16 protein-coding genes and 2 pseudogenes are annotated in these 18,993 nt (G+C 58.3%); 11 read left to right on the top strand and 7 right to left on the bottom strand.

The annotated features are described in order from the left end of the window. Positions 1 to 5: 5 nt before the first annotated feature. Positions 6 to 794, top strand: a complete 789-nt coding sequence (gene xth / locus RX972_RS25190; protein ID WP_316879529.1) for an exodeoxyribonuclease III — start codon at positions 6 to 8, stop codon at positions 792 to 794. Positions 795 to 1,159: 365 nt separating this feature from the next. Here the strand turns inward: xth and RX972_RS25185 are convergent, their stop codons facing one another. From RX972_RS25185 to RX972_RS29650, 3 genes and pseudogenes are all read right to left on the bottom strand, one after another. Beyond that, positions 1,160 to 2,404, bottom strand: coding sequence for an AGE family epimerase/isomerase (locus RX972_RS25185; RefSeq protein WP_316879527.1), 1,245 nt, complete (start codon positions 2,402 to 2,404; stop codon positions 1,160 to 1,162). Between the two features lie 88 nt (positions 2,405 to 2,492). Further along, positions 2,493 to 3,332 carry a methyl-accepting chemotaxis protein gene (locus RX972_RS29655; protein WP_406643871.1) on the bottom strand — a complete coding sequence of 280 codons (840 nt, stop codon included), beginning with the start codon at positions 3,330 to 3,332 and terminating at the stop codon, positions 2,493 to 2,495. Positions 3,333 to 3,350: 18 nt separating this feature from the next. Then, a pseudogene (locus RX972_RS29650) lies at positions 3,351 to 4,118 on the bottom strand (MCP four helix bundle domain-containing protein); the annotation flags it as partial. A gap of 254 nt (positions 4,119 to 4,372) precedes the next feature. Between RX972_RS29650 and RX972_RS25175 the strand changes: the two are divergent. Then, positions 4,373 to 4,855 carry a GFA family protein gene (locus RX972_RS25175; protein ID WP_316879523.1) on the top strand — a complete coding sequence of 161 codons (483 nt, stop codon included), beginning with the start codon at positions 4,373 to 4,375 and terminating at the stop codon, positions 4,853 to 4,855. Between the two features lie 18 nt (positions 4,856 to 4,873). Here the strand turns inward: RX972_RS25175 and RX972_RS25170 are convergent. After that, positions 4,874 to 4,960, bottom strand: a pseudogene (locus RX972_RS25170) (VOC family protein); the annotation flags it as partial. A 339-nt stretch (positions 4,961 to 5,299) separates the two neighbouring features. On the opposite strand from RX972_RS25170, the gene RX972_RS25165 reads away from it, so the two are divergent. After that, a complete protein-coding gene (locus tag RX972_RS25165) occupies positions 5,300 to 6,442 on the top strand; it encodes an alpha/beta fold hydrolase (protein ID WP_410478264.1) in 1,143 nt (380 codons plus the stop codon). 129 nt (positions 6,443 to 6,571) lie between these two features. Here the strand turns inward: RX972_RS25165 and RX972_RS25160 are convergent, their stop codons facing one another. After that, a complete protein-coding gene (locus tag RX972_RS25160) occupies positions 6,572 to 7,285 on the bottom strand; it encodes a FadR/GntR family transcriptional regulator (RefSeq protein ID WP_122805956.1) in 714 nt (237 codons plus the stop codon). Between the two features lie 432 nt (positions 7,286 to 7,717). Here RX972_RS25160 and RX972_RS25155 point away from each other — a divergent pair, with 432 nt between their 5' ends. From RX972_RS25155 to pncA, 5 genes are all read left to right on the top strand, one after another. Next, positions 7,718 to 9,067 carry an MFS transporter gene (locus RX972_RS25155; protein ID WP_099269998.1) on the top strand — a complete coding sequence of 450 codons (1,350 nt, stop codon included), beginning with the start codon at positions 7,718 to 7,720 and terminating at the stop codon, positions 9,065 to 9,067. Between the two features lie 34 nt (positions 9,068 to 9,101). After that, complete coding sequence (gene gudD, locus RX972_RS25150; RefSeq protein ID WP_316879517.1) at positions 9,102 to 10,442, top strand: glucarate dehydratase; 1,341 nt, start codon at positions 9,102 to 9,104, stop codon at positions 10,440 to 10,442. Positions 10,443 to 10,671: 229 nt separating this feature from the next. Then, a complete protein-coding gene (locus RX972_RS25145) occupies positions 10,672 to 11,325 on the top strand; it encodes a DUF1345 domain-containing protein (protein ID WP_099270000.1) in 654 nt (217 codons plus the stop codon). A gap of 65 nt (positions 11,326 to 11,390) precedes the next feature. Beyond that, positions 11,391 to 12,347, top strand: coding sequence for a D-2-hydroxyacid dehydrogenase family protein (locus tag RX972_RS25140; protein ID WP_316879513.1), 957 nt, complete (start codon positions 11,391 to 11,393; stop codon positions 12,345 to 12,347). 175 nt (positions 12,348 to 12,522) lie between these two features. Continuing rightward, positions 12,523 to 13,161 (top strand): bifunctional nicotinamidase/pyrazinamidase, encoded by a 639-nt coding sequence (pncA, locus tag RX972_RS25135; protein ID WP_263267348.1) that lies wholly within the window; start codon positions 12,523 to 12,525, stop codon positions 13,159 to 13,161. A gap of 17 nt (positions 13,162 to 13,178) precedes the next feature. Here pncA and RX972_RS25130 read toward each other — a convergent pair whose 3' ends face one another. Together RX972_RS25130 and RX972_RS25125 are read right to left on the bottom strand one after the other, a co-directional pair. Continuing rightward, a complete protein-coding gene (locus RX972_RS25130) occupies positions 13,179 to 14,948 on the bottom strand; it encodes a S8/S53 family peptidase (protein WP_316879511.1) in 1,770 nt (589 codons plus the stop codon). A gap of 68 nt (positions 14,949 to 15,016) precedes the next feature. After that, entirely contained in the window at positions 15,017 to 15,502 is a 486-nt protein-coding gene (locus RX972_RS25125) for a GNAT family N-acetyltransferase (RefSeq protein WP_122394572.1), read from the bottom strand. 140 nt (positions 15,503 to 15,642) lie between these two features. Between RX972_RS25125 and RX972_RS25120 the strand changes: the two genes are divergently transcribed. The 3 genes from RX972_RS25120 to RX972_RS25110 all read left to right on the top strand — a co-directional run bounded on the left by RX972_RS25120 (position 15,643) and on the right by RX972_RS25110 (position 18,878). After that, positions 15,643 to 16,569 (top strand): formate/nitrite transporter family protein, encoded by a 927-nt coding sequence (locus RX972_RS25120; RefSeq protein ID WP_231673183.1) that lies wholly within the window; start codon positions 15,643 to 15,645, stop codon positions 16,567 to 16,569. A 256-nt stretch (positions 16,570 to 16,825) separates the two neighbouring features. Beyond that, positions 16,826 to 17,509, top strand: a complete 684-nt coding sequence (locus RX972_RS25115; protein ID WP_027901208.1) for a response regulator transcription factor — start codon at positions 16,826 to 16,828, stop codon at positions 17,507 to 17,509. After that, complete coding sequence (locus tag RX972_RS25110; protein ID WP_122706462.1) at positions 17,487 to 18,878, top strand: sensor histidine kinase; 1,392 nt, start codon at positions 17,487 to 17,489, stop codon at positions 18,876 to 18,878. The genes RX972_RS25115 and RX972_RS25110 overlap by 23 nt, the downstream gene beginning before the upstream one ends. Positions 18,879 to 18,993 lie beyond the last annotated feature (115 nt).

Here is an 18,993-nt window from a genome sequence, read left to right as displayed (position 1 = left end):
CCACCGTGAGCACAATCAAAATCGCCACTTTCAACATCAACGGCATTCGCAGCCGCCTGCCGATCCTGCTGGACTGGTTGCGCCGCGAAAGTCCGGACGTGGTTTGCCTGCAAGAATTGAAAGCTGCCGATCTGGCCTTCCCCATCGACGAAATTCGTGACGCAGGCTACGGCGCCATCTGGCAGGGACAGCCTTCGTGGAATGGCGTGGCGATCCTGGCCAAGGGCATGGAGCCGCTGGAAATCCGCCGCGGCCTGCCCGGCTTTGAAAAGGACAACCAGAGCCGCTACATCGAAGCGGCGGCGCATGGGGTGATCGTCGGCTGCCTGTACTTGCCCAATGGCAATCCTCAGCCGGGACCAAAATTCGATTACAAACTGGCGTGGTTCGAAAAGCTTATCGAGCATGCCGAGTCGCTTTATTCGAGTGGGCATCCGGTGGTGCTGGCAGGCGATTACAACGTCGTGCCAACGGACGAGGATATTTACAACACGCGGTCATGGCTCAAGGATGCATTGCTGCAGCCGGAGAGTCGCGAATGCTTTCAGCGCCTGCTGGCCCAGGGCTGGACCGATGCCCTGCGTACGTGCTTTCCGGACGAGCCGATTTATACGTTCTGGGATTATTTTCGCAAGCACTGGGAGACCAATTCCGGACTGCGGATCGATCATCTGCTGCTCAACGCAGAAACCAGCACCCGACTGGAGCGCGCCGGTGTGGATCACTGGCCGAGGAACGAGCCGCATCCCAGCGACCATGCACCGACGTGGGTTGAGCTGGAGATGGGGGAGTGAAACCCCGAAAGTAATAAATACACTCCGTGTGAAATGCAATTCCCCCTGTGGGAGCCGGGCTTGCCCGCGATGCATGAGACGCAGCTGGAAGACATACCGCGTTATCGTTTATCGTCCGGATGCGGCCCAGACCAAGCCCTGCTCCCACAAGGAGATCTCCAGCCGCCGCAATTTTTCAAGCTCATGCAGGACCGGTGGGACCGACCGGGTTGGCGCTCCACTTCACTCGGGACGGCAGTATTTCAATCGATACAAGGGTTGCGGGTGCGCCGACCTCTTCGCGAATGAATTCGCTCCCACAGAGAATTGAGCTTGCAGGCCAACATAGGATCTCCCACAGGAAATCGTTGCCTTCCCGCATTGACTCACCCCATCCCCGCCAACGCACTCGCCAGACTTGGCGCTAGCGGCAATACCGGTAACAACGTCGCTTGATACGCGTGATACAGATCAGGCTTGCCACCCCAGATATCCGCGCTGGGCTGGTTGAGCGGGTCAAGCTCGTGATGCCAACTGCCCAGTTCGTGATCGATGAACAACGTTTCGTTGAACTCCCAGAAGCATCGATACCAGTCTTCGTACTGCTTTTCATCCGTGCGCTGCAAAAACGCGCCAGCGGCAGCAGCGGCCTCGCAATGGACCCAGTGCAGCCGATGACGAACCACCGGCTGCTTCTGCCAATCGAGGGTGTAGACAATGCCCGGCAGGCCGTCGACATTCCAGGCATCACGGCACGCATTGGCAAACAACTGACGTGCATCCGCCAGCAGCCACGACGGGGTCGGCAATTTCAAACGCTGACGCGACGCCTCCAGATGCAACAACAGCCGAGCCCACTCAAAGGCGTGCCCCGGCGTAGTGCCATAGGGGCGGAAGCCATCGGCGCGATTGTCGTGGTTGTACTCCGGCAGAGGCTGCCACGACAGGCTGAAGTGCTCGATCACCTGATATTCATTGGCAGCCGCATGACCGTGAATCACCCGCTCGACAATCCGCAGCGCGCGATCCAGCCACTGGGCATCGCCGGTCACATCGGCCAGGGCAAGAAAAGCCTCGGTGCTGTGCATGTTGCTGTTGGCACCCCGATAGGTTTCCTCTTGCGTCCAGTCACGAGCGAAGGACTCTCGCATCGCGCCCTCCTCCTCGCTCCAGAAACGGCGCTGGATCACCTCGATCGCCTCCGACAACAGCGCCTGCGCACCCGGCCGCCCCGCGACGACAGCCGAGCTGGCCGCCAATGCGACGAAGGCATGCAAGTAAGCCTGTTTGTCGGTTTTGCTGTGGTGAGTCAGGGGCGTACTGAACCAGCCGCCATGTTCCGCATCCCGCAGCGGCCCTGCCAGTGACGCAATGCCGTGGTCCACCAATGCTGCGCAGCCGGGTATGCCACGGATGTGGGCCATGGCGAAGCTGTGGGTCATTCGGGCGGTGTTCATGGTTTCGGCGTGAGCGTTTTCGGGCAGGACGCCACGCTCATCAAGATTGCCGAACCCCTGAGGCAGCCGTGAGGCCTTGGCGAAGGTCAGGAGTCGATTGCCTTCCCGGGCCAGCCACTCATGGTGACCGGGCGCACGAAGCCAACTGCTGAAAAGATTGTTCTTATTGTCCATGAAGCTGTCTCGCCTCTGTCATTGAGCAGAGGCGAATCATGCCCGGCAGGACCCGCAAGGAGCAAGCTCCAGACAAGACAGCAGCGAATCAGACCTTGAAGCGAGCCACCACCTGATTCAGGTCACCCGCCAGGCGCGACAGCTCATTGCTTGAAGCACTGATCTGGTTGGCGCCCTGGGTCGACTGCATGGACAGGTCGCGGATGTTGACGATGTTGCGATCCACTTCCCGGGCAACTTGCGCCTGCTCTTCAGCCGCACTGGCGATGACCAGGTTGCGTTCCGAAATCTGGTTGATGGATGAGGTGATATCCGTCAGCGATGCGCCGGCACCTTGAGCCAGAGTCAGGGTTTCGTTGGCGCGTTCGCTGCTGGTCAGCATGGATTCCAGTGCCTGGGCAGAGCCGCTGCGCATGGCACTGACCATCTTGTCGATTTCCAGGGTCGACTGCTGGGTGCGATGGGCCAGTGCCCGGACTTCATCAGCTACAACGGCGAAACCACGGCCGGACTCGCCCGCCCGCGCTGCTTCAATCGCTGCGTTGAGGGCCAACAGGTTGGTCTGCTCGGCAATGGAGCGAATCACGTCCAGCACCTTGCCAATATCCTGCGACTGATCAGCCAGGCTCTGTACCAGCGTCGAAGTCGCCTGGACGTTATCGGTCAGGGTCTGGATTGACTGCACGGTTTCCACGACGCGCGCCTGACCCGCCAAAGCCGAACGACTGGAGTTGTTCGATGCATCGGAGGTGGACACAGCGTTGCGCGCGACTTCTTCAACGGCCGACGTCATCTCGTTGATAGCGGTAGCCGCTTGATCGATTTCAGCGTTCTGCTGGTGCAGGCCGCGGTAGCTGTCTTCGGTCACCGAGTTCAGCTCGGTAGCAGCCGAAGCAAGCTGTGTCGCGGAGCTGCCGATGTGCTGCATTGCCGAGCGCAAATTGCCCTGCATTTTGTCCAGCGCAGCCAGCAAACGGGTCACTTCATCACTGCCGTCCACCGTGATGCGTTGGGTCAGATCACCATTGGCCACGTTTTCCGCCGCTGTAACGGCAACCTCCAGCGGACGCACGATGCTGCGGGTCAGCAGCAAGGCCAGGGCAATAGTGCCCAGGCCAGCAATAACCACGAAAATGAATACGATGTTGCGTGACTTGTCGTACTGCGCCTCAGCGGCCTTGCCTTCCGCATCGACATGCTGCGCATAGAACTCGCTGAGATCAGCCAGCTGCTTACCGGAACCGTCGACGATTGTCTTCATGTCCACCAACAACAATTTGTTCAGCGCATCGCGATCATTCTGCGCTGCGATCACAAACGATTTATCGAGGGCTTTCTGATACTCACCCAGGGTCACCCGAAACTGATCGCTAAGTACTTTTTCCTCCGGGGTGTCCACAAACGAGGCAAAAATATCGAGTTTTTTGCTCAGGTCCTGATTACGCACATCGAGCTGACTGCGGTAGGTGGCGATATTCTTGGGATCCGGGTCCAGCGCCATACGCAGGGAAATAGTGCGGATACGCAGCATGATTTCACGAACGTCGTTGATCACGCGCATGCTCGGCAGCCAGTTGGTTTCAACCGCGACCTCACTCTGACGAATCGTCGACATTTGAACCATGGCAAACCAGCCGAGCAAGGCGACCAGCAAAGAGATAAGCGTGAAGCCAAGACCGGCTCGGCGGGCGATGGTCAAATTGCGTAGGTTCATGACGGAAGCTCTTGTTATTGGCAGGAGGGTCAAGCTGGACAGCAGAATGTTGTAGGACAACCCAAATATCGACCGACGAGCGGCCTTCTTGAACGAAAAACCGCCTGCCCCGGCAATTAATTCCGAATATTTCTCAAACAGATCGTCCGTGAACAGACGAATGCTCTGTGCAAACCGCCAATAACTTTGTCTAGACCTTAGGAGTTACCCAAAAGCACGCCAGGCTTTCTGAGCGTTTGAACGGAGAACACATCATGCATCTGGAAGGTTCATGCCACTGTGGCGAAGTCGAATTCAGCCTCAACAGCGCCCATCCCTACCCTTATCAACGCTGCTATTGCTCAATCTGCCGCAAGACCCAAGGTGGTGGCGGCTACTCGATCAATCTGGGGGGCGATGCGAAAAGTTTGAAGGTCAAAGGCCGGGAAAATATTTCGATTTATCACGCAAAAATCCGCGAAGACCATCACGTCAGGATCAGCAGCGCCGAGCGGCACTTCTGCAAATTGTGCAGCAGCGGCCTGTGGCTGTTCAGCCCGGAATGGCCGGAGCTGATTCACCCCTTTGCGTCAGCCATCGACACCGATCTGCCATCGCCGCCAGAGCATACTCACCTGCTGCTGGACTCCAAAGCGTCTTGGGTCGAGGTGTGCGTGCATGAAGGCGACAAGCAATTCGATGAGTACCCGAAAGAGTCTATTGCCGAATGGCATGAGCGGCTGGGACTGGTGCGCTAAGCCCAGCCACGCAAAACCTTAAACCTGCTCCAGGATTTCGATCTGATTGAAATCCGGGTCACGTAAATAGACCGAGCGCATCGGCCCGGTAGCACCGGCGCGTATTTCCTGCGGGAACAGCCCGTTCGTCTAGACGCCGCACTGTCCCGCAGAATCTGTAGGAGCTGCCGAAGGCTGCGATCGCGGTGTGTCAGGAGAAATGCTTCGCAGCCTTCGGCAGCTCCTACAGACAAGTATTCCAAATCAGAAAGTGGTCGTTTGTTTGATGAAAGTGAGCTTGCTCGCGATTCGATTTCCTGGTCGACAAATTTATCGCATGAACTGACGCTATCGCGAGCCAACGGAAGCTGGCAGCCGACGGAACGCTCGTGGCAAAGTGCGGGTCATCTGGTAATCCCACGCTGAAGAGAACCACCGATCTTGGCCAAGCACCGAATCGTATGCCTGCTCCCCGCCCTATTTGCACTCCAGGCCTGCACCTCAGTGGCTGGCAATGATCATCCATCGCAAAGCTTCGCCGACTATCGTCAGCAGACGCTGCAATGGATACAGCAACACAGAAACTTCCAGACTGCGGACCGTGCCGCCGAGCTGCAATGGAACGCTCCGCAGGAATGGCGACCGACAGGCGCACCCAAAGGCGGCGTGTTGCTGGTTCATGGTCTGGGTGACTCGCCGTGGTCGTTCCATGACGTCGGCGCAAAGCTCGCTGCCCATGGGTTTCTGGTGCGTACCGTGCTGTTGCCCGGTCACGGCACGCAGCCATCCGACATGCTCGATGTCACACTGGAGCACTGGCAAAAGGTGGTTCGGGAACAGGCGCAGACGCTTGGCCGTGAAGTGCCCAAAGTGTATCTAGGCGGCTTTTCCACGGGGGCCAATCTGGTGCTGGATTACGCCTACGATCACGACGAAATCGCCGGTCTGGTGCTGTTCTCTCCAGCCTTTCGCTCCGACAGCGCCTACGCGTGGGCGACGCAGTGGATTGCCTGGGCGCGCCCGTGGCTGGCGAGCCCAAACGACCCGTTGCGCCCGCTGCAGACACCCGTGCGCTACCTGAATGTGCCCACCAATGGCTTTGCGCAGTTCTATCGCAGCAGCGTGCTGGCGCAAGATCGACTTGAAGAACGTCGCTACGACAAGCCCGTTTTCATTGCAATTACCCAACATGATTCGGTGCTGGATACTCGCTACGTGCTGGACAATTTCAATCAGCGTTTCAGCAACCCGGCGAGTCGCATGATCTGGTACGGCGACAGCCCGACCGACGTCGCGAAAACGCCCCGCGTGCTGGTGCGCAAGGATTACCTGCCTGAATACCGAATCAGCCAGTTCTCGCACATGGGCCTGCTGTTCTCCCCGGACAACCCGCTGTACGGGGTAAATGGCAAGCAGCGCATTTGCTGGAACGGTCAGGAAACTGCGGACATGCAGAGATGCCTGGCCGGTGATCAGGTGTGGTATTCGGACTGGGGCTACCGCGAGCCAGGCAAAGTGCATGCGCGGCTTACCTTTAATCCTTGGTTCGACTGGCAGTCAGGGGTGATGCTGCAGGTGTTGGGGGATGCGGAGGCGGGTTCTGAATGACAGGGCAGAAACTCCGACCCCGGCCCTTGTAGGAGCTGCCGAAGGCTGCGAAGCATTCATCCTGACACAACGCCGTCGCAGCCTTCGGCAGCTCCTACAGTTCCTTGCCATTTGAAACAATCACAGCGCTCAATCCAGCGGCGCGAAGCGTTCGCGACTGTTACTCAAGTGCGTCCACATCGCTGCACGGGCTGCATCCGGGTCCTGGCGGCGGATTGCGGCGAGCAGGGCCTCGTGTTCCAGATTGGCCAGATACCCATGATGAGCGAGGTTGGCGCCTGCCCTTTCGCTTGAGGCAATGCGACTGCGGGGAATGATCGCGCTGCCCAAGTGCTGCATGATCTCGGTGTAATACGAGTTGCCGGTGGCTTCAGCGATCAGCATGTGAAAACGCCAGTCGGCCTCCACGCAACTGTCCTCGTTGGCCAACAGGTCCTGATAGTCATCCAGGGCCTGGCGCATCGCGGCCAATTGTTCGTCAGTCCGGCGCAGTGCCGCCAGCGCCACAGCCTGAGATTCCAGACCGATACGCAACTCGATCATGTCTCGCACACTGGCAGCGGTTTCAACCTTCAGGTGCAGCCCTGTCTGGTTGCCCCGCTCCAGCACGAATGTGCCGACGCCGTGGTGGGTTTCCACCAGGCCGGAAGCCTGCAATTTGGAGATGGCCTCACGAACCACAGTGCGGCTCACGCCGTGCTCACGGACGATCTGATTTTCCGAAGGGAGCTTTTGCCCTGCCGGGATTTTGCCCAGCAGAATCCGCTGACTCAGCTCGGTCACCAGATCCGTCGCCAGATTGTGAGGTCGGCGCTTGGGTGCCTGACGCGTGGGCTGCTGCATGAAGACCTGTCCTGAACGCCAATTTTGCCAGGATCATAGCACCGCCCACACATGACTTGTCATACAAGCAAACTCGTTCACACTCATTTCACTTGTATGACAACACGTCGAGACCCGCACTACTCACTCGCCCGTCGAAACGCCGTGGCTCAAGGCCCGCCAAGGTTTTAAGAAAAATTCACCGAAAACATAATTCGGTAAAAGATTGCCCAAAAAATCTATAAATAATTGATTTAAAACAATAAATCTAGAGTATCAGCACTTGTTCAATCTATTCAAAACCGCTGAAGCGCTGAATCCACTTTGCAAAAAATTCTGCAAAAACCCCCAATAACCCTCTTGCGCGGCAAATATCTACTTGTATGATGTCCATCAACACAAGCCATCAGCTTGTACAGACCCGCATAAAAATAACGAGTGGGAGATTCATCCTTGAACGCATCCAGTACCCGGACGGGTGATGGGGCCGATTCGACTTTGGTTTCAGCTGTATCCAAGGTCAAACGCCACATCCTGCCACTGTTCGTCATCATGTTTATCGTCAACTACATTGACCGCGTGAACATCGGCTTTGTGCGATCGCACATGGAGCATGACCTGGGCATCGGCGCAGCCGCCTATGGCTTTGGTGCCGGCCTGTTCTTCATCGGTTACGCGCTGTTCGAAGTCCCTTCCAACATGCTTCTGCAAAAGGTCGGTGCGCGCATCTGGCTGACACGGATCATGTTCACCTGGGGCATCGTCGCAACCTGCATGGCCTTCATCCAGAACGAAACCCACTTTTATATCCTGCGCTTCCTGCTGGGTGTCGCCGAAGCCGGCTTCTTCCCTGGTGTGATCTATTACTTCACCCGCTGGCTGCCAGGTGTAGAGCGCGGTAAAGCTATTGCGATCTTCCTCAGCGGCTCGGCCATTGCCTCGCTGATTTCCGGTCCGCTCTCTGGCTTGCTCCTGCAAATCAGCGGCTTCGGCATGAAAGGCTGGCAGTGGATGTACTTCATTGAGGGCATGTTCTCGGTAGGCCTGTGTGCTTTCGTGTGGTTCTGGCTCGACTCCAAACCCCATGACGCCAAATGGCTGACCCGCGAAGAACAGGACGCACTGGTCAACGCGATTGATGAAGAGCAACGCGCTCGTGAAGCCGCCAACCCCGTCAAAGCTTCAATCGGCAAGCTGCTCAAGGATCGCCAGATCATCCTGTTCTGCCTGATCTACTTCTTCATCCAGTTGACGATCTATGCTGCGACCTTCTGGCTGCCAAGCATCATCAAAAAGATGGGCGATCTCAGTGATATGCAGGTCGGGCTGTTCAACTCCATCCCGTGGTTATTATCGATCGTCGGTATGTACGCTTTCGCGGCCATGTCTGCCAAGTGGAAGCGGCAACAGGCCTGGGTAGCCGCAGCGTTGCTGATCGCAGCGGCCGGGATGTTTATGTCCACGACAGGCAGTCCGATCTTTGCTTTCGTAGCGATCTGCTTCGCTGCACTAGGCTTCAAGTCGGCATCGTCGCTGTTCTGGCCCATTCCCCAGGCTTATCTGGACGCCCGTATCGCGGCGGCAGTGATTGCCTTGATCAACTCGGTCGGCAACCTCGGCGGCTTCGTCGCGCCGACCACGTTTGGCTTGCTGGAGCAACACACCGGCTCGATCCAGGGCGGCCTGTATGGTTTGACGGCCACCTCGATTATTGCCGCCATCATCGTTTTCGCTGCACGCAACACGCCGAAGCCCGGCAAGAGTCCGGTAGAGCCGCTGCCCACCACTGCTGCCCACTCTTGATCGCCCGCTACGATTATTAAAAGGACCTGAAACAATGAGTCAGAACCTGAGCAAAGCCCCTGTTATCACCAGCATGCAGGTCGTCCCGGTCGCCGGTCACGATGACATGCTGCTCAACCTCAGCGGCGCCCATGGCCCCTACTTCACCCGCAACATCGTGATACTCCAGGACAATGCCGGGCACACCGGCGTGGGTGAAGTACCAGGCGGCGAACGCATTCGCCAGACGCTGGAAGATGCGCGGCAATTGGTGGTGGGCAGCTCGATTGGCACCTACCAGAAAATCCTGAATGACGTGCGCAAGACCTTCGCCGAACGTGATGCTGGTGGGCGCGGCCTGCAGACTTTTGATCTGCGCATCACCATTCACGCCGTGACCGCTTTGGAGGCAGCCCTGCTGGACTTGCTCGGTCAGCACCTGGACGTACCGGTCGCAGCCCTGCTCGGTGAAGGGCAGCAGCGCGATGAAGTGAAAATGCTCGGTTACCTGTTCTATGTCGGTGACCAAGGCAAAACCAATCTGGATTACCGCAGGGAGCCGGATGCCGACAACGACTGGTTTCGCGTGCGCCATGAAGAAGCGCTGACCCCTGAAGCGGTTGTCCGTCTGGCCGAGGCGGCGCAGGCACGTTATGGCTTCCAGGATTTCAAACTGAAAGGCGGCGTGCTCAGCGGCGATGCGGAAATCGAGGCCGTTACTGCCCTCGCCGAACGTTTTCCGGATGCCCGGATCACCCTCGACCCGAATGGCGCATGGTCACTGAAAGAAGCGATTCGTCTGTGCCGCGATCAGCACCATGTGCTGGCCTACGCCGAAGACCCCTGCGGTGCGGAAAACGGCTTCTCCGGTCGCGAAGTCATGGCTGAGTTCCGCCGTGCTACCGGCCTGAAAACCGCCACCAACATGATTGCCACCGACTGGCGTGAAATGGGCCATGCAATTCAGTTGCAGTCGGTGGACATTCCACTCGCCGACCCTCACTTCTGGACCATGCAGGGTTCGGTGCGGGTGGCGCAAATGTGCAACGAATGGGGCCTGACCTGGGGTTCGCACTCCAACAACCACTTCGATATTTCCCTGGCGATGTTCACCCATGTGGCCGCCGCAGCACCGGGGGATATCACCGCCATCGACACTCACTGGATCTGGCAGGACGGCCAGCGTCTGACCCGCGAACCGTTGCAGATTGTGGGCGGCGCCGTGCAAGTGCCAAAGAAATCGGGGCTGGGCGTCGAGCTGGACATGGATCAGGTGCACAAGGCTCACGAACTCTACAAAGGCATGGGCCTGGGTGCCCGCGACGACGGCGTCGCCATGCAATTCCTGGTGCCGGACTGGAAATTCAACAACAAGCAGCCGTGTCTGGTTCGGTGAATTCCGTCTCGACGTGAATGAACGCTATACCGGTAGGAGCCAACTTGTTGGCGAGTCGTCGCAGCTACGTACGCAGGCCTGCCGTGTCGCGAACAAGTTCGCTCCTACCGAAGAACGTAAATCCTTGCCAAGCTGGCATACGACGCGCAACCCCCTTGCGCGTCGTTTTTTATTCCGCCACAAAAGCCCGTGCTAATGTTCGTGAATCATCCGTCATGAAGTTCGGCTTATGTCCCATATCGCTCATACCCACCCACGTTTGAGCATCGCCACTGCGCTAGGTCTCGCCAGCGGACTTGCCGCAGCAATCATCACTCCGCAGATATCCATCACCAGCAAGTGCCTGATTGCCTGGAACGTTACCGTCTGGGTGTATCTGGTATTGATCCTGATCCGAACGTTTCGCACCAATGCGGCTGACGCAGAACGTATCTCCATGGTCGAGGATGAAAACGCCGGACTGGTACTGGTCACCGTGTGCGTCGCCGCACTGGCCAGCCTCGCAGCAATCACGCTGGAACTGTCCGGCAGCAAGGCGATGACCACGGATGACCGGGCGCTGCACTACGCCTTCACCGCCCTGACAGTCGTAGGCTCGTGGCTGGTCACCGGGGTGATTTTCAGCCTGCATTACGCCCGCCTGTTTTATACCTGGAAGGGTAAAGAACCGGCTCTGCGTTTCGCGGATGGCGAGAAGCACCCGGATTATTGGGACTTCCTGTACTTCTCCTTCACCCTCAGCGTGGCGGTGCAAACCTCGGATGTGGGCGTCGCGACGCCGGGTTTACGCAGGATCGTCCTGGCCCAGAGCCTGATCGGTTTCATTTTCAACACGGCGATCCTCGGCTTTTCAATCAATCTTGCCGCCGGGCTGTTTGGCTAAGCGGCCATCTGGCGCTACTGTTGCGGCACAACCCTGAAAACTGCAGCAAAAAAGGCGAGTTCGAGATGACGCATACAAAAATTGCAGTGCTGGATGACTGGCAATCCGTCGCCAGTGATGTCGTGGACTGGTCGGTTCTTAACAGCATCGGCGAAGTCACATTTCTTCATGAATACCCGGGCGATACCGCCACCATGGCGGCGCGCTTGCAGGCTTTCACGGTGATTTGCGTGATGCGTGAGCGGACCATTTTCGACGAAGCCCTGCTCAGCCAATTGCCCAATCTCAAGCTGCTGGTGACTGGCGGCATGCGCAATGCGGCGATTGACGTCAAAGCGGCTGGCCGACTGGGTATTCAGGTGTGTGGCACCGAAAGCTATAAGCACGCCGCACCAGAGCTGACCTGGGCGCTGATCATGGGCGTGACCCGCAATCTGGTGGACGAGGCCAATTCGTTGCGCAGCGGCCAGTGGCAGGTCGGCATTGGCAGTGATTTGCATGGCAAGACACTGGGTATTCTCGGGCTCGGCAGCATCGGCAAGTGGATCGCCCGCTACGGTCTGGCGTTTGGCATGAAAGTCATCGCCTGGAGTGAGAACCTCACGGCTGAAGCCGCTGCTGAATCCGGCGTAACGTATGTCAGCAAGCAGGAGCTGTTCGAGCAGGCGGATATTCTGTCGATCCACCTCGTGCTCAGCGACCGTAGCCGTGGGCTGGTGGATGCTCAGGCGCTGGGCTGGATGAAGCCGACGTCTTACCTGATCAACACTTCGCGCGGGCCTATCGTCGACGAAGCCGCACTGATTGAAACCCTGCAAAAGCGGCGCATCGCGGGTGCGGCACTGGATGTGTTTGCCATCGAGCCCCTGCCTGCCGAGCATCCATTTCGTGTGCTGGATAACGTGCTCGCGACGCCCCATGTGGGTTATGTCACCGAGAACAATTATCGGATGTTCTACAGCCAGATGATTGAAGATATTCAGGCGTGGACTGCGGGTGCGCCGATTCGGGTGTTTGGTTAAGTTCCCGAGTTGGAACACAGCCCCTGTGGGAGCGAGGCTTGCCCGCGATACATGAGACGCATCCATAAGACACACCGCGTTATCGTTTATCGTCGGAATGCCGCCCAGACCAAGCACCGCTCCCATAAGGGTCTGCATCCACAGAGATATCATCAGAATTTCCAGGAGCAACACCATGAACCCAAATGCATTCGGTCTCGACAGCGTTCTGCTGGTCATCGACATGCAATACGACTTCATGCCCGGCGGCGCGCTGGCGGTGGCCGAGGGCGATGCGCTGGTGCCGTTGATCAACCGTCTCGGTGAGCAATTTCAAGGCGTGGTCATCACTCAGGACTGGCATCCGGCAGGGCATATCTCGTTTGCGTCCAGCCATTCAAGCCGCCTGCCGTTCGAGATAACCACCCTGCCCTATGGCCCGCAAACCCTTTGGCCGGACCACTGCATTCAAGACAGCCATGGCGCACAACTGCATGCGGACCTGGACCTGCCCCACGCGCAATTGATTCTGCGCAAGGGCTGTAACCCGCACATCGACAGCTATTCGGCGTTCCTCGAAGCCGACCGCGTGACGCCCACCGGCCTGGCCAGCTACCTCAAGGAGCGAGGCGTCCAGAACGTATTTGTGGTGGGGCTGGCGCTGGACTTCTGCGTGGCATGGTCGGCACTGGATGCAAGAGCTGCCGGGTTCACTACGCTGGTCGTCGCCGACGCCTGTCGCGCCATCGACATGAATGGCTCGCTGGGCAAAGCCTGGCAAGACATGGCGGCGGCAGGCGTGACACGCATCGAAAGCACTGAGCTGCTCAAATAACCGTTCAGATACGCCGATCAGCGCTCCCGCTTGAGGCTCTGTACCGATAGGTCCAGCGCCTTCTGCATGTCCAGACGTGCAGAGCGGCCGATGTTCTTGTCGTCCATCTGGTAATTGCGTTCAGACGGCAGGATCGGCGCCGTCAGGTCATCGGCGTCCATGGCTTCGAAATCAAAGTTGCCACCGATGGGCATGGCGCTTCGGCGCAACAGCATGCGCAACTGTTCAGGCGTCAGCTTCGGGTTGATCGACAGCATGGCGGCGATAATCCCGGTGACCATCGGCGTAGCGTAGGACGTACCGCAATGCACCGCGCCCTGCTCACCGGCTGTGAGAGTCGATGCCCGTGTGCAGGCTGCCGCCATGATGTCAACGCGGCTATCAACGTTTGATGACTCGCGTTTCTCGACGTAGGCCGGATCATCGACGGGAAGATCGTCATCCTTGCTGCGCTGATGCCCACCGACCACCAGCAACTGGTCCGTGATGAACGAAGACGGCAAGCGGTACTCGTCCGTCCCGGAAAACGAAGAGCCGTTGCCTGCCGAATTGATCACCACCACATCGGGGTGCTTGCGCCGCAGCCAGAGGAAAAACTCTTCCAGCAGTTCTTCGTAACCGGACATGGCGATGCCAGACCTGAGCAACGAGTCCACCTCATCACCCTCCACGTTTTTCGCGCCGACCCGGTGCAGCCCCCAACTCCAGTTCAGGACGCGCGCGCCGTCTTCAACCAGATTCACCGATGCCGCGACATTCGCCGTGATGCCGGCATCGGAGTTGCGCTCGACAATCACCTCGAAACCATCGCTGACGCCATCCAGCGCGCGTAGAAAGCCGCTATTGCCGCCCTTGGCAGTGTCCGCCGCCAGAATGCCCGCCACGGTGGAGCCATGCCCGTCGGGCTTTTTCGCGTCACGGGCGTACAGGCACGTGCGTGGCTTGCCTGATTTGCAGTCACCCAGATAATCGGCAAAGTCCGGGGAATCAAAGTCCACTTCGCGCTCAATAATCCCGATGCGGATCGGCACCGGTTTGATCGGCGAAGTGACGGCGGGAATCCTGCGCTGGTAATAGTTGACCGCGTCCATGAAGCGGTTGGCCGCCCACTGATCCTGAGTCGGCTTGGCCTGCTTGCCATCGCTGGGTGCCGCTTCGCCTTCAGGGGATTCAGCGGCTGACTCCTCGACCACCACGGCATCAACGCTGACCTCACTGCCCATGCGCAGCACCATGGCGTCGCGCTGTACCAGATCAGTCACCGGCAGGCGCAGCTGGTAAGTGTTGAGCGGTGCGATGGAACCGACGACGGTGGCACCGTACTTTTTCGCGATGCGCTCGGCTTCTTCTGCACCCTGGAATTTTTCTTCGATGATCACGCTGACCAGATCAACGTAACTGGTCAGGCCGTCCATGTTCTTGGCGACCTCCTTTGGCGTAGCCGCCAACACGTGACTGCCTGCCATGCTCAGCCATACGGCATTGCTGCTCTGCCCTTCCTGCTCAAGCCACAAGGGGCCGCTGAGCCAGTCGGCAGCGCTCAGGCGCAACTTTAGTCGCTCGCCGTCACGCTCAATCACCTGGCCCGGCAACGCTTTGCCATCCAGTTTGAGCTGCACAGCACCGGGTTTCAGCCCGCGGACGCCAAGACAGAAGGTCTGCTGCTCGCGGCCCAACAGATCGTCGCAACGCTGCAGCCGCTCGACCCGTATAGCCTCATTGGCCTGTACTGACGAAACACCGGCCAAAGCAGCCATGAACACGGGCAACACAGTGCGACTGAGCATTTAACAATCCTGAGGGGCGCGGCGATAGCAGTCTGACTGCTGCGTCCCCTCAGGGTTCAGGGCTCAGCTCAAGAACCGCCCAGCGCGAAGTGCTTGAGGCTTTCCCCTTCCATTCGGTACCGCACCCACTCATCCTGCGGCGCGGCGCCGATGGATTTATAGAAATCGATGGCAGGCTGATTCCAGTCCAGCACGCTCCACTCAAAACGGCCGCAGCCTGTGTCATGGGCGATTTTCGCCAAGTGGCGCAACAGGTGTTTGCCTGCGCCGACACCGCGATGTTCGAGTGACACAAACAGGTCTTCCAGGTACAAGCCTTTGCGCCCCTGCCATGTGGAATAGTTGAAGAAGTACACGGCAAAACCGATCGGTTGATCATCCAGCAGGCAAATCAGCGCCTTGGCCGGAGACGCTTCGTCAAACAGGCTACGCTCGATATCAGAGACGTCTGCCAGGACTTCATGCTCGGCCTTTTCATAGATGGCCAACTCGGTAATAAAGCCCAGAATGACCTGGGCATCAGCCCGGGTGGCCTCACGAATATGCAACGTCACGACTCTCTCCTTGTAATGATGGCTCTTTATGATCGAACAGGCCGTTCAGCAGCGAACGACCGGCGGTGGATTGTGTCTCAAGCATCAGCCCGGCGCAGCATTAAAACGTCTACGCCTTCACTCGTATTTAAGGATGCTGTATGGACAACAATGAAGAAGGCAGAACCCCCGGGTTATCCGCTGAAGAAGAACGCGAAGTCGACGAGAACCAGCCTCCCCGTGCGGCGGTGCTGCACGAGACCATTCGCATTCAGGGCGATCATGAGCTGGAGCGCAGCGTTGCGGCCCTCTGGTGGTCGGCGTTGGCCGCGGGTTTGACCATGGGCCTGTCGCTGATGGCCATGGGGTTGTTCAAGTCACGCCTGCCGGATATCGAGTCCAGTCATGTCATCGCCAGCCTGGGTTATTCCGCCGGTTTTCTCGCGGTCATCCTGGCTCGTCAGCAACTGTTCACCGAAAACACCCTGACGGCGGTGCTGCCGGTCATGAGCAAGCCGACCTTGAGCAACCTGGGTCGGTTGTTGCGATTGTGGGGCGTGGTGCTGTTCGGCAACCTGTGCGGTACTTTGCTGGTGGCCTATGTGATGTTGAATCTGCCGATCTTCGATAGCCAGACTGACAAGGCGTTTCTGGAAATCGGCCGCAAGGTGATGGAAAACGACGTCATTCACATGTTCTCCAAAGGCATCGTGTCCGGCTGGATGATCGCCACCATGGTCTGGATGATCGCGTCCATGGAAGCTGCGAAGATCTGGATCATCGTGCTGATCACCTATTTGATGGCCCTCGGCGACTTCACCCATATCGTGGTGGGCTCGGCCGAAGCATCGTATCTGGTGTTTGCCGGCGAATTGTCCTGGAGTGACTTCTGGCTGGTCTTCGCCGCACCAACGCTGGCCGGTAACATCATTGGCGGCAGCTTCATCTTCGCCATCCTCAGCCATGCGCAGATCCGCAGCGAAAAAGACACCACTGCCAAGCTGGAGCGGGACCGGTTGAAAAAGATTGCAGAGAAGAAGCGGTTGAAGGAAGAGGAGCAGGCTGCAGCCGTCGAAAAAACGACCTGAACTGGAATGCTCTCCCTTGTGGGAGCGAATTCATTCGCGAAGGGGCAGGTACATCCGCAACCAAAGTATCGCCTGAAATACCGCCTTCCCGAATGAATTCGGTCCCCCCGGGCCGCCATTGAGCTTGAGACTAGCGCCAGTCTGGGGGAGCGGTATTCCATACCAAAACCTGTAACAGATGAAAATTCTTTCAGAAACTGTTCAGGTCACATCAGCGAGAATAGGTTTTTTGGCTGTAATCCTTCAGGCAGGCAAGATGACCCGAATTCTGACCATCGAAGACGATGCCGTGACCGCCCAGGAAATCGTTGCGGAATTGAGCAACCATGGCCTTGAGGTGGACTGGGTCGATAACGGCCGTGAAGGCCTCGCCCGTGCGGTAAGCGGCGACTATGACCTGATCACCCTCGACCGCATGCTGCCCGAAGTGGACGGTCTGGCCATTGTTACCACCTTGCGCGCGCAAGGCATCCTCACCCCTATTCTGATGATCAGCGCCCTCTCCGACGTTGATGAACGTGTGCGCGGCCTGCGTGCCGGTGGCGATGATTACCTCGCCAAGCCCTTCGCGTCTGACGAAATGGCTGCCCGGGTTGAAGTCTTGCTGCGCCGACGTAACACTGTGGCCGCCGCGGAAACCATTCTGCGGGTCGCCGATCTGGAGCTGAACCTGATCAAACGTGAAGCCAGCCGCGGACAACAGCCACTGAGCTTGCTGCCCACCGAGTACAAACTGCTGGAATTCCTGATGCGCAACAGCGGGCAGATCATCACCCGCATGATGATTTTCGAGGAAGTCTGGGGTTATCACTTCGATCCCGGCACCAACCTGATCGACGTACATATTGGGCGTTTGCGGAAAAAAATCGATCCACCCGGCATGACTCCACTGATTCGGACCGTGCGAGGCTCGGGTTATGTCATTGCTGAACCCGTCTAAAGGCTGGCGCTCCTCTACCAGCCGCTTGCTGGCGCTGTACAGCTTTCTGTTCGTGGCCTGGAGCTGCACGCTGATCGGCGTGTTGTACTGGGAAGTCAGCAGCTACCTGGAAAACCTCGCCCGCCACTCCCTCATGCAACGCCAGCAGCTGTTTGCCCGCTTTGAAGGCGAACAGTTGATTGAGGCGCTGACCTCCAGCATGACCTTCGACATGCGCGCCGTGGACGCCTATGGCCTGTTCGACGCCGAGCTGCGCCCGCTCAATGGCCCGATAAAAACGGTCCCTCCCAGCCTGCCGCTGGACGGCAAGATTCATCAGTTGAGTAACTGCGTCGACTCCGAAGATCCGCACATGCCGCAGGACACTTGTGACGCGGTCGCCAGCCAGACCCGCGACGGTCACTGGCTGGTGCTGGTACGCGACAACGGTTCACTGTTCGCCGTCACTACCCTGATCTTGCGCGCCCTGCTCTGGGGGCTGTCATTGACGATTATTCCCGGCATTGCTGGCTGGCATTTGCTGAGTCGCCGACCGCTAAAACGCATTCGCGGCATTCAGGCCAGCGCCGAGGCAATCGTCGCAGGCGATCTGGGTCGCCGCCTTCCGGTGTCGGCACGCCGCGATGAGCTGGACATGCTGGCGGTCATCGTCAACGCCATGCTAGATCGCATCGAAAAACTGATGAATGAGGTCAAAGGCGTCTGCGACAGCATCGCCCATGACCTGCGCACACCTCTGACTCGCCTGCGAGCGCAGCTCTATCGCATCCAGCAACAATCGCCGGAAGACTCGCTGGTAGCCACGCAAATGGATCAAGTGATTGCCGAGGCAGACACGCTGATGGCGCGTTTTCGCGGCTTGCTGCGCATCTCGGAAATCGAGGATCACCAGCGTCGCTCGGCGTTCGTCGAAGTCGATCCTGGCGAACTGTTGCAAGAGGTTCACGATTTTTACCTGCCCCTGGCCGAGGAAGGCGGCGTCAGCCTGTACCTGCGCGTGGAGGATCCGCTGCCACCACTAATGGGCGACCGCGCCCTGCTCTTCGAAGCACTGGCAAACCTGCTCAGCAACTCAATCAAGTTCACCCCGCCCGGCGGCAGCGTGATCCTTAGTGCCAGAGCAGACGGCGACAGCACCTGCCTCGAAGTCCAGGACTCAGGCCCCGGTATTCCTGAGGCAGAACGGCAAGCGGTGTTCCAACGCTTTTATCGCAGTGAAGGCAGCATTCAGAAACACGGGTTTGGCCTGGGGCTGTCCATTGTTGCGGCGATCGTCAACCTGCACGGCTTCACCTTGCACATCGGTACGAGTCCGCTGGGTGGCGCGAGATTGAGTCTTGAGTGTCGGCAGACGGTGGCGTTGGTGTGATCGTGCACTATTGCTTATTCAACGATCTGTAGGAGCGCGCTTGTAATGGTCCAGTTTTTTTGGACCGTTCCGTAGGAGTGTTAGGCCGCCAGTTTTTCGAAAACAGCTGGCGGCA

Origin of the sequence: Pseudomonas syringae group sp. J309-1 (genome assembly GCF_032582135.1) — a bacterium.
In the GTDB taxonomy this organism is placed as follows: domain Bacteria; phylum Pseudomonadota; class Gammaproteobacteria; order Pseudomonadales; family Pseudomonadaceae; genus Aquipseudomonas; species Aquipseudomonas quasicaspiana.
The sequence above is the reverse complement of the archived record's forward strand: the minus strand, read 5'-3'. Positions and strand labels throughout refer to the sequence as shown.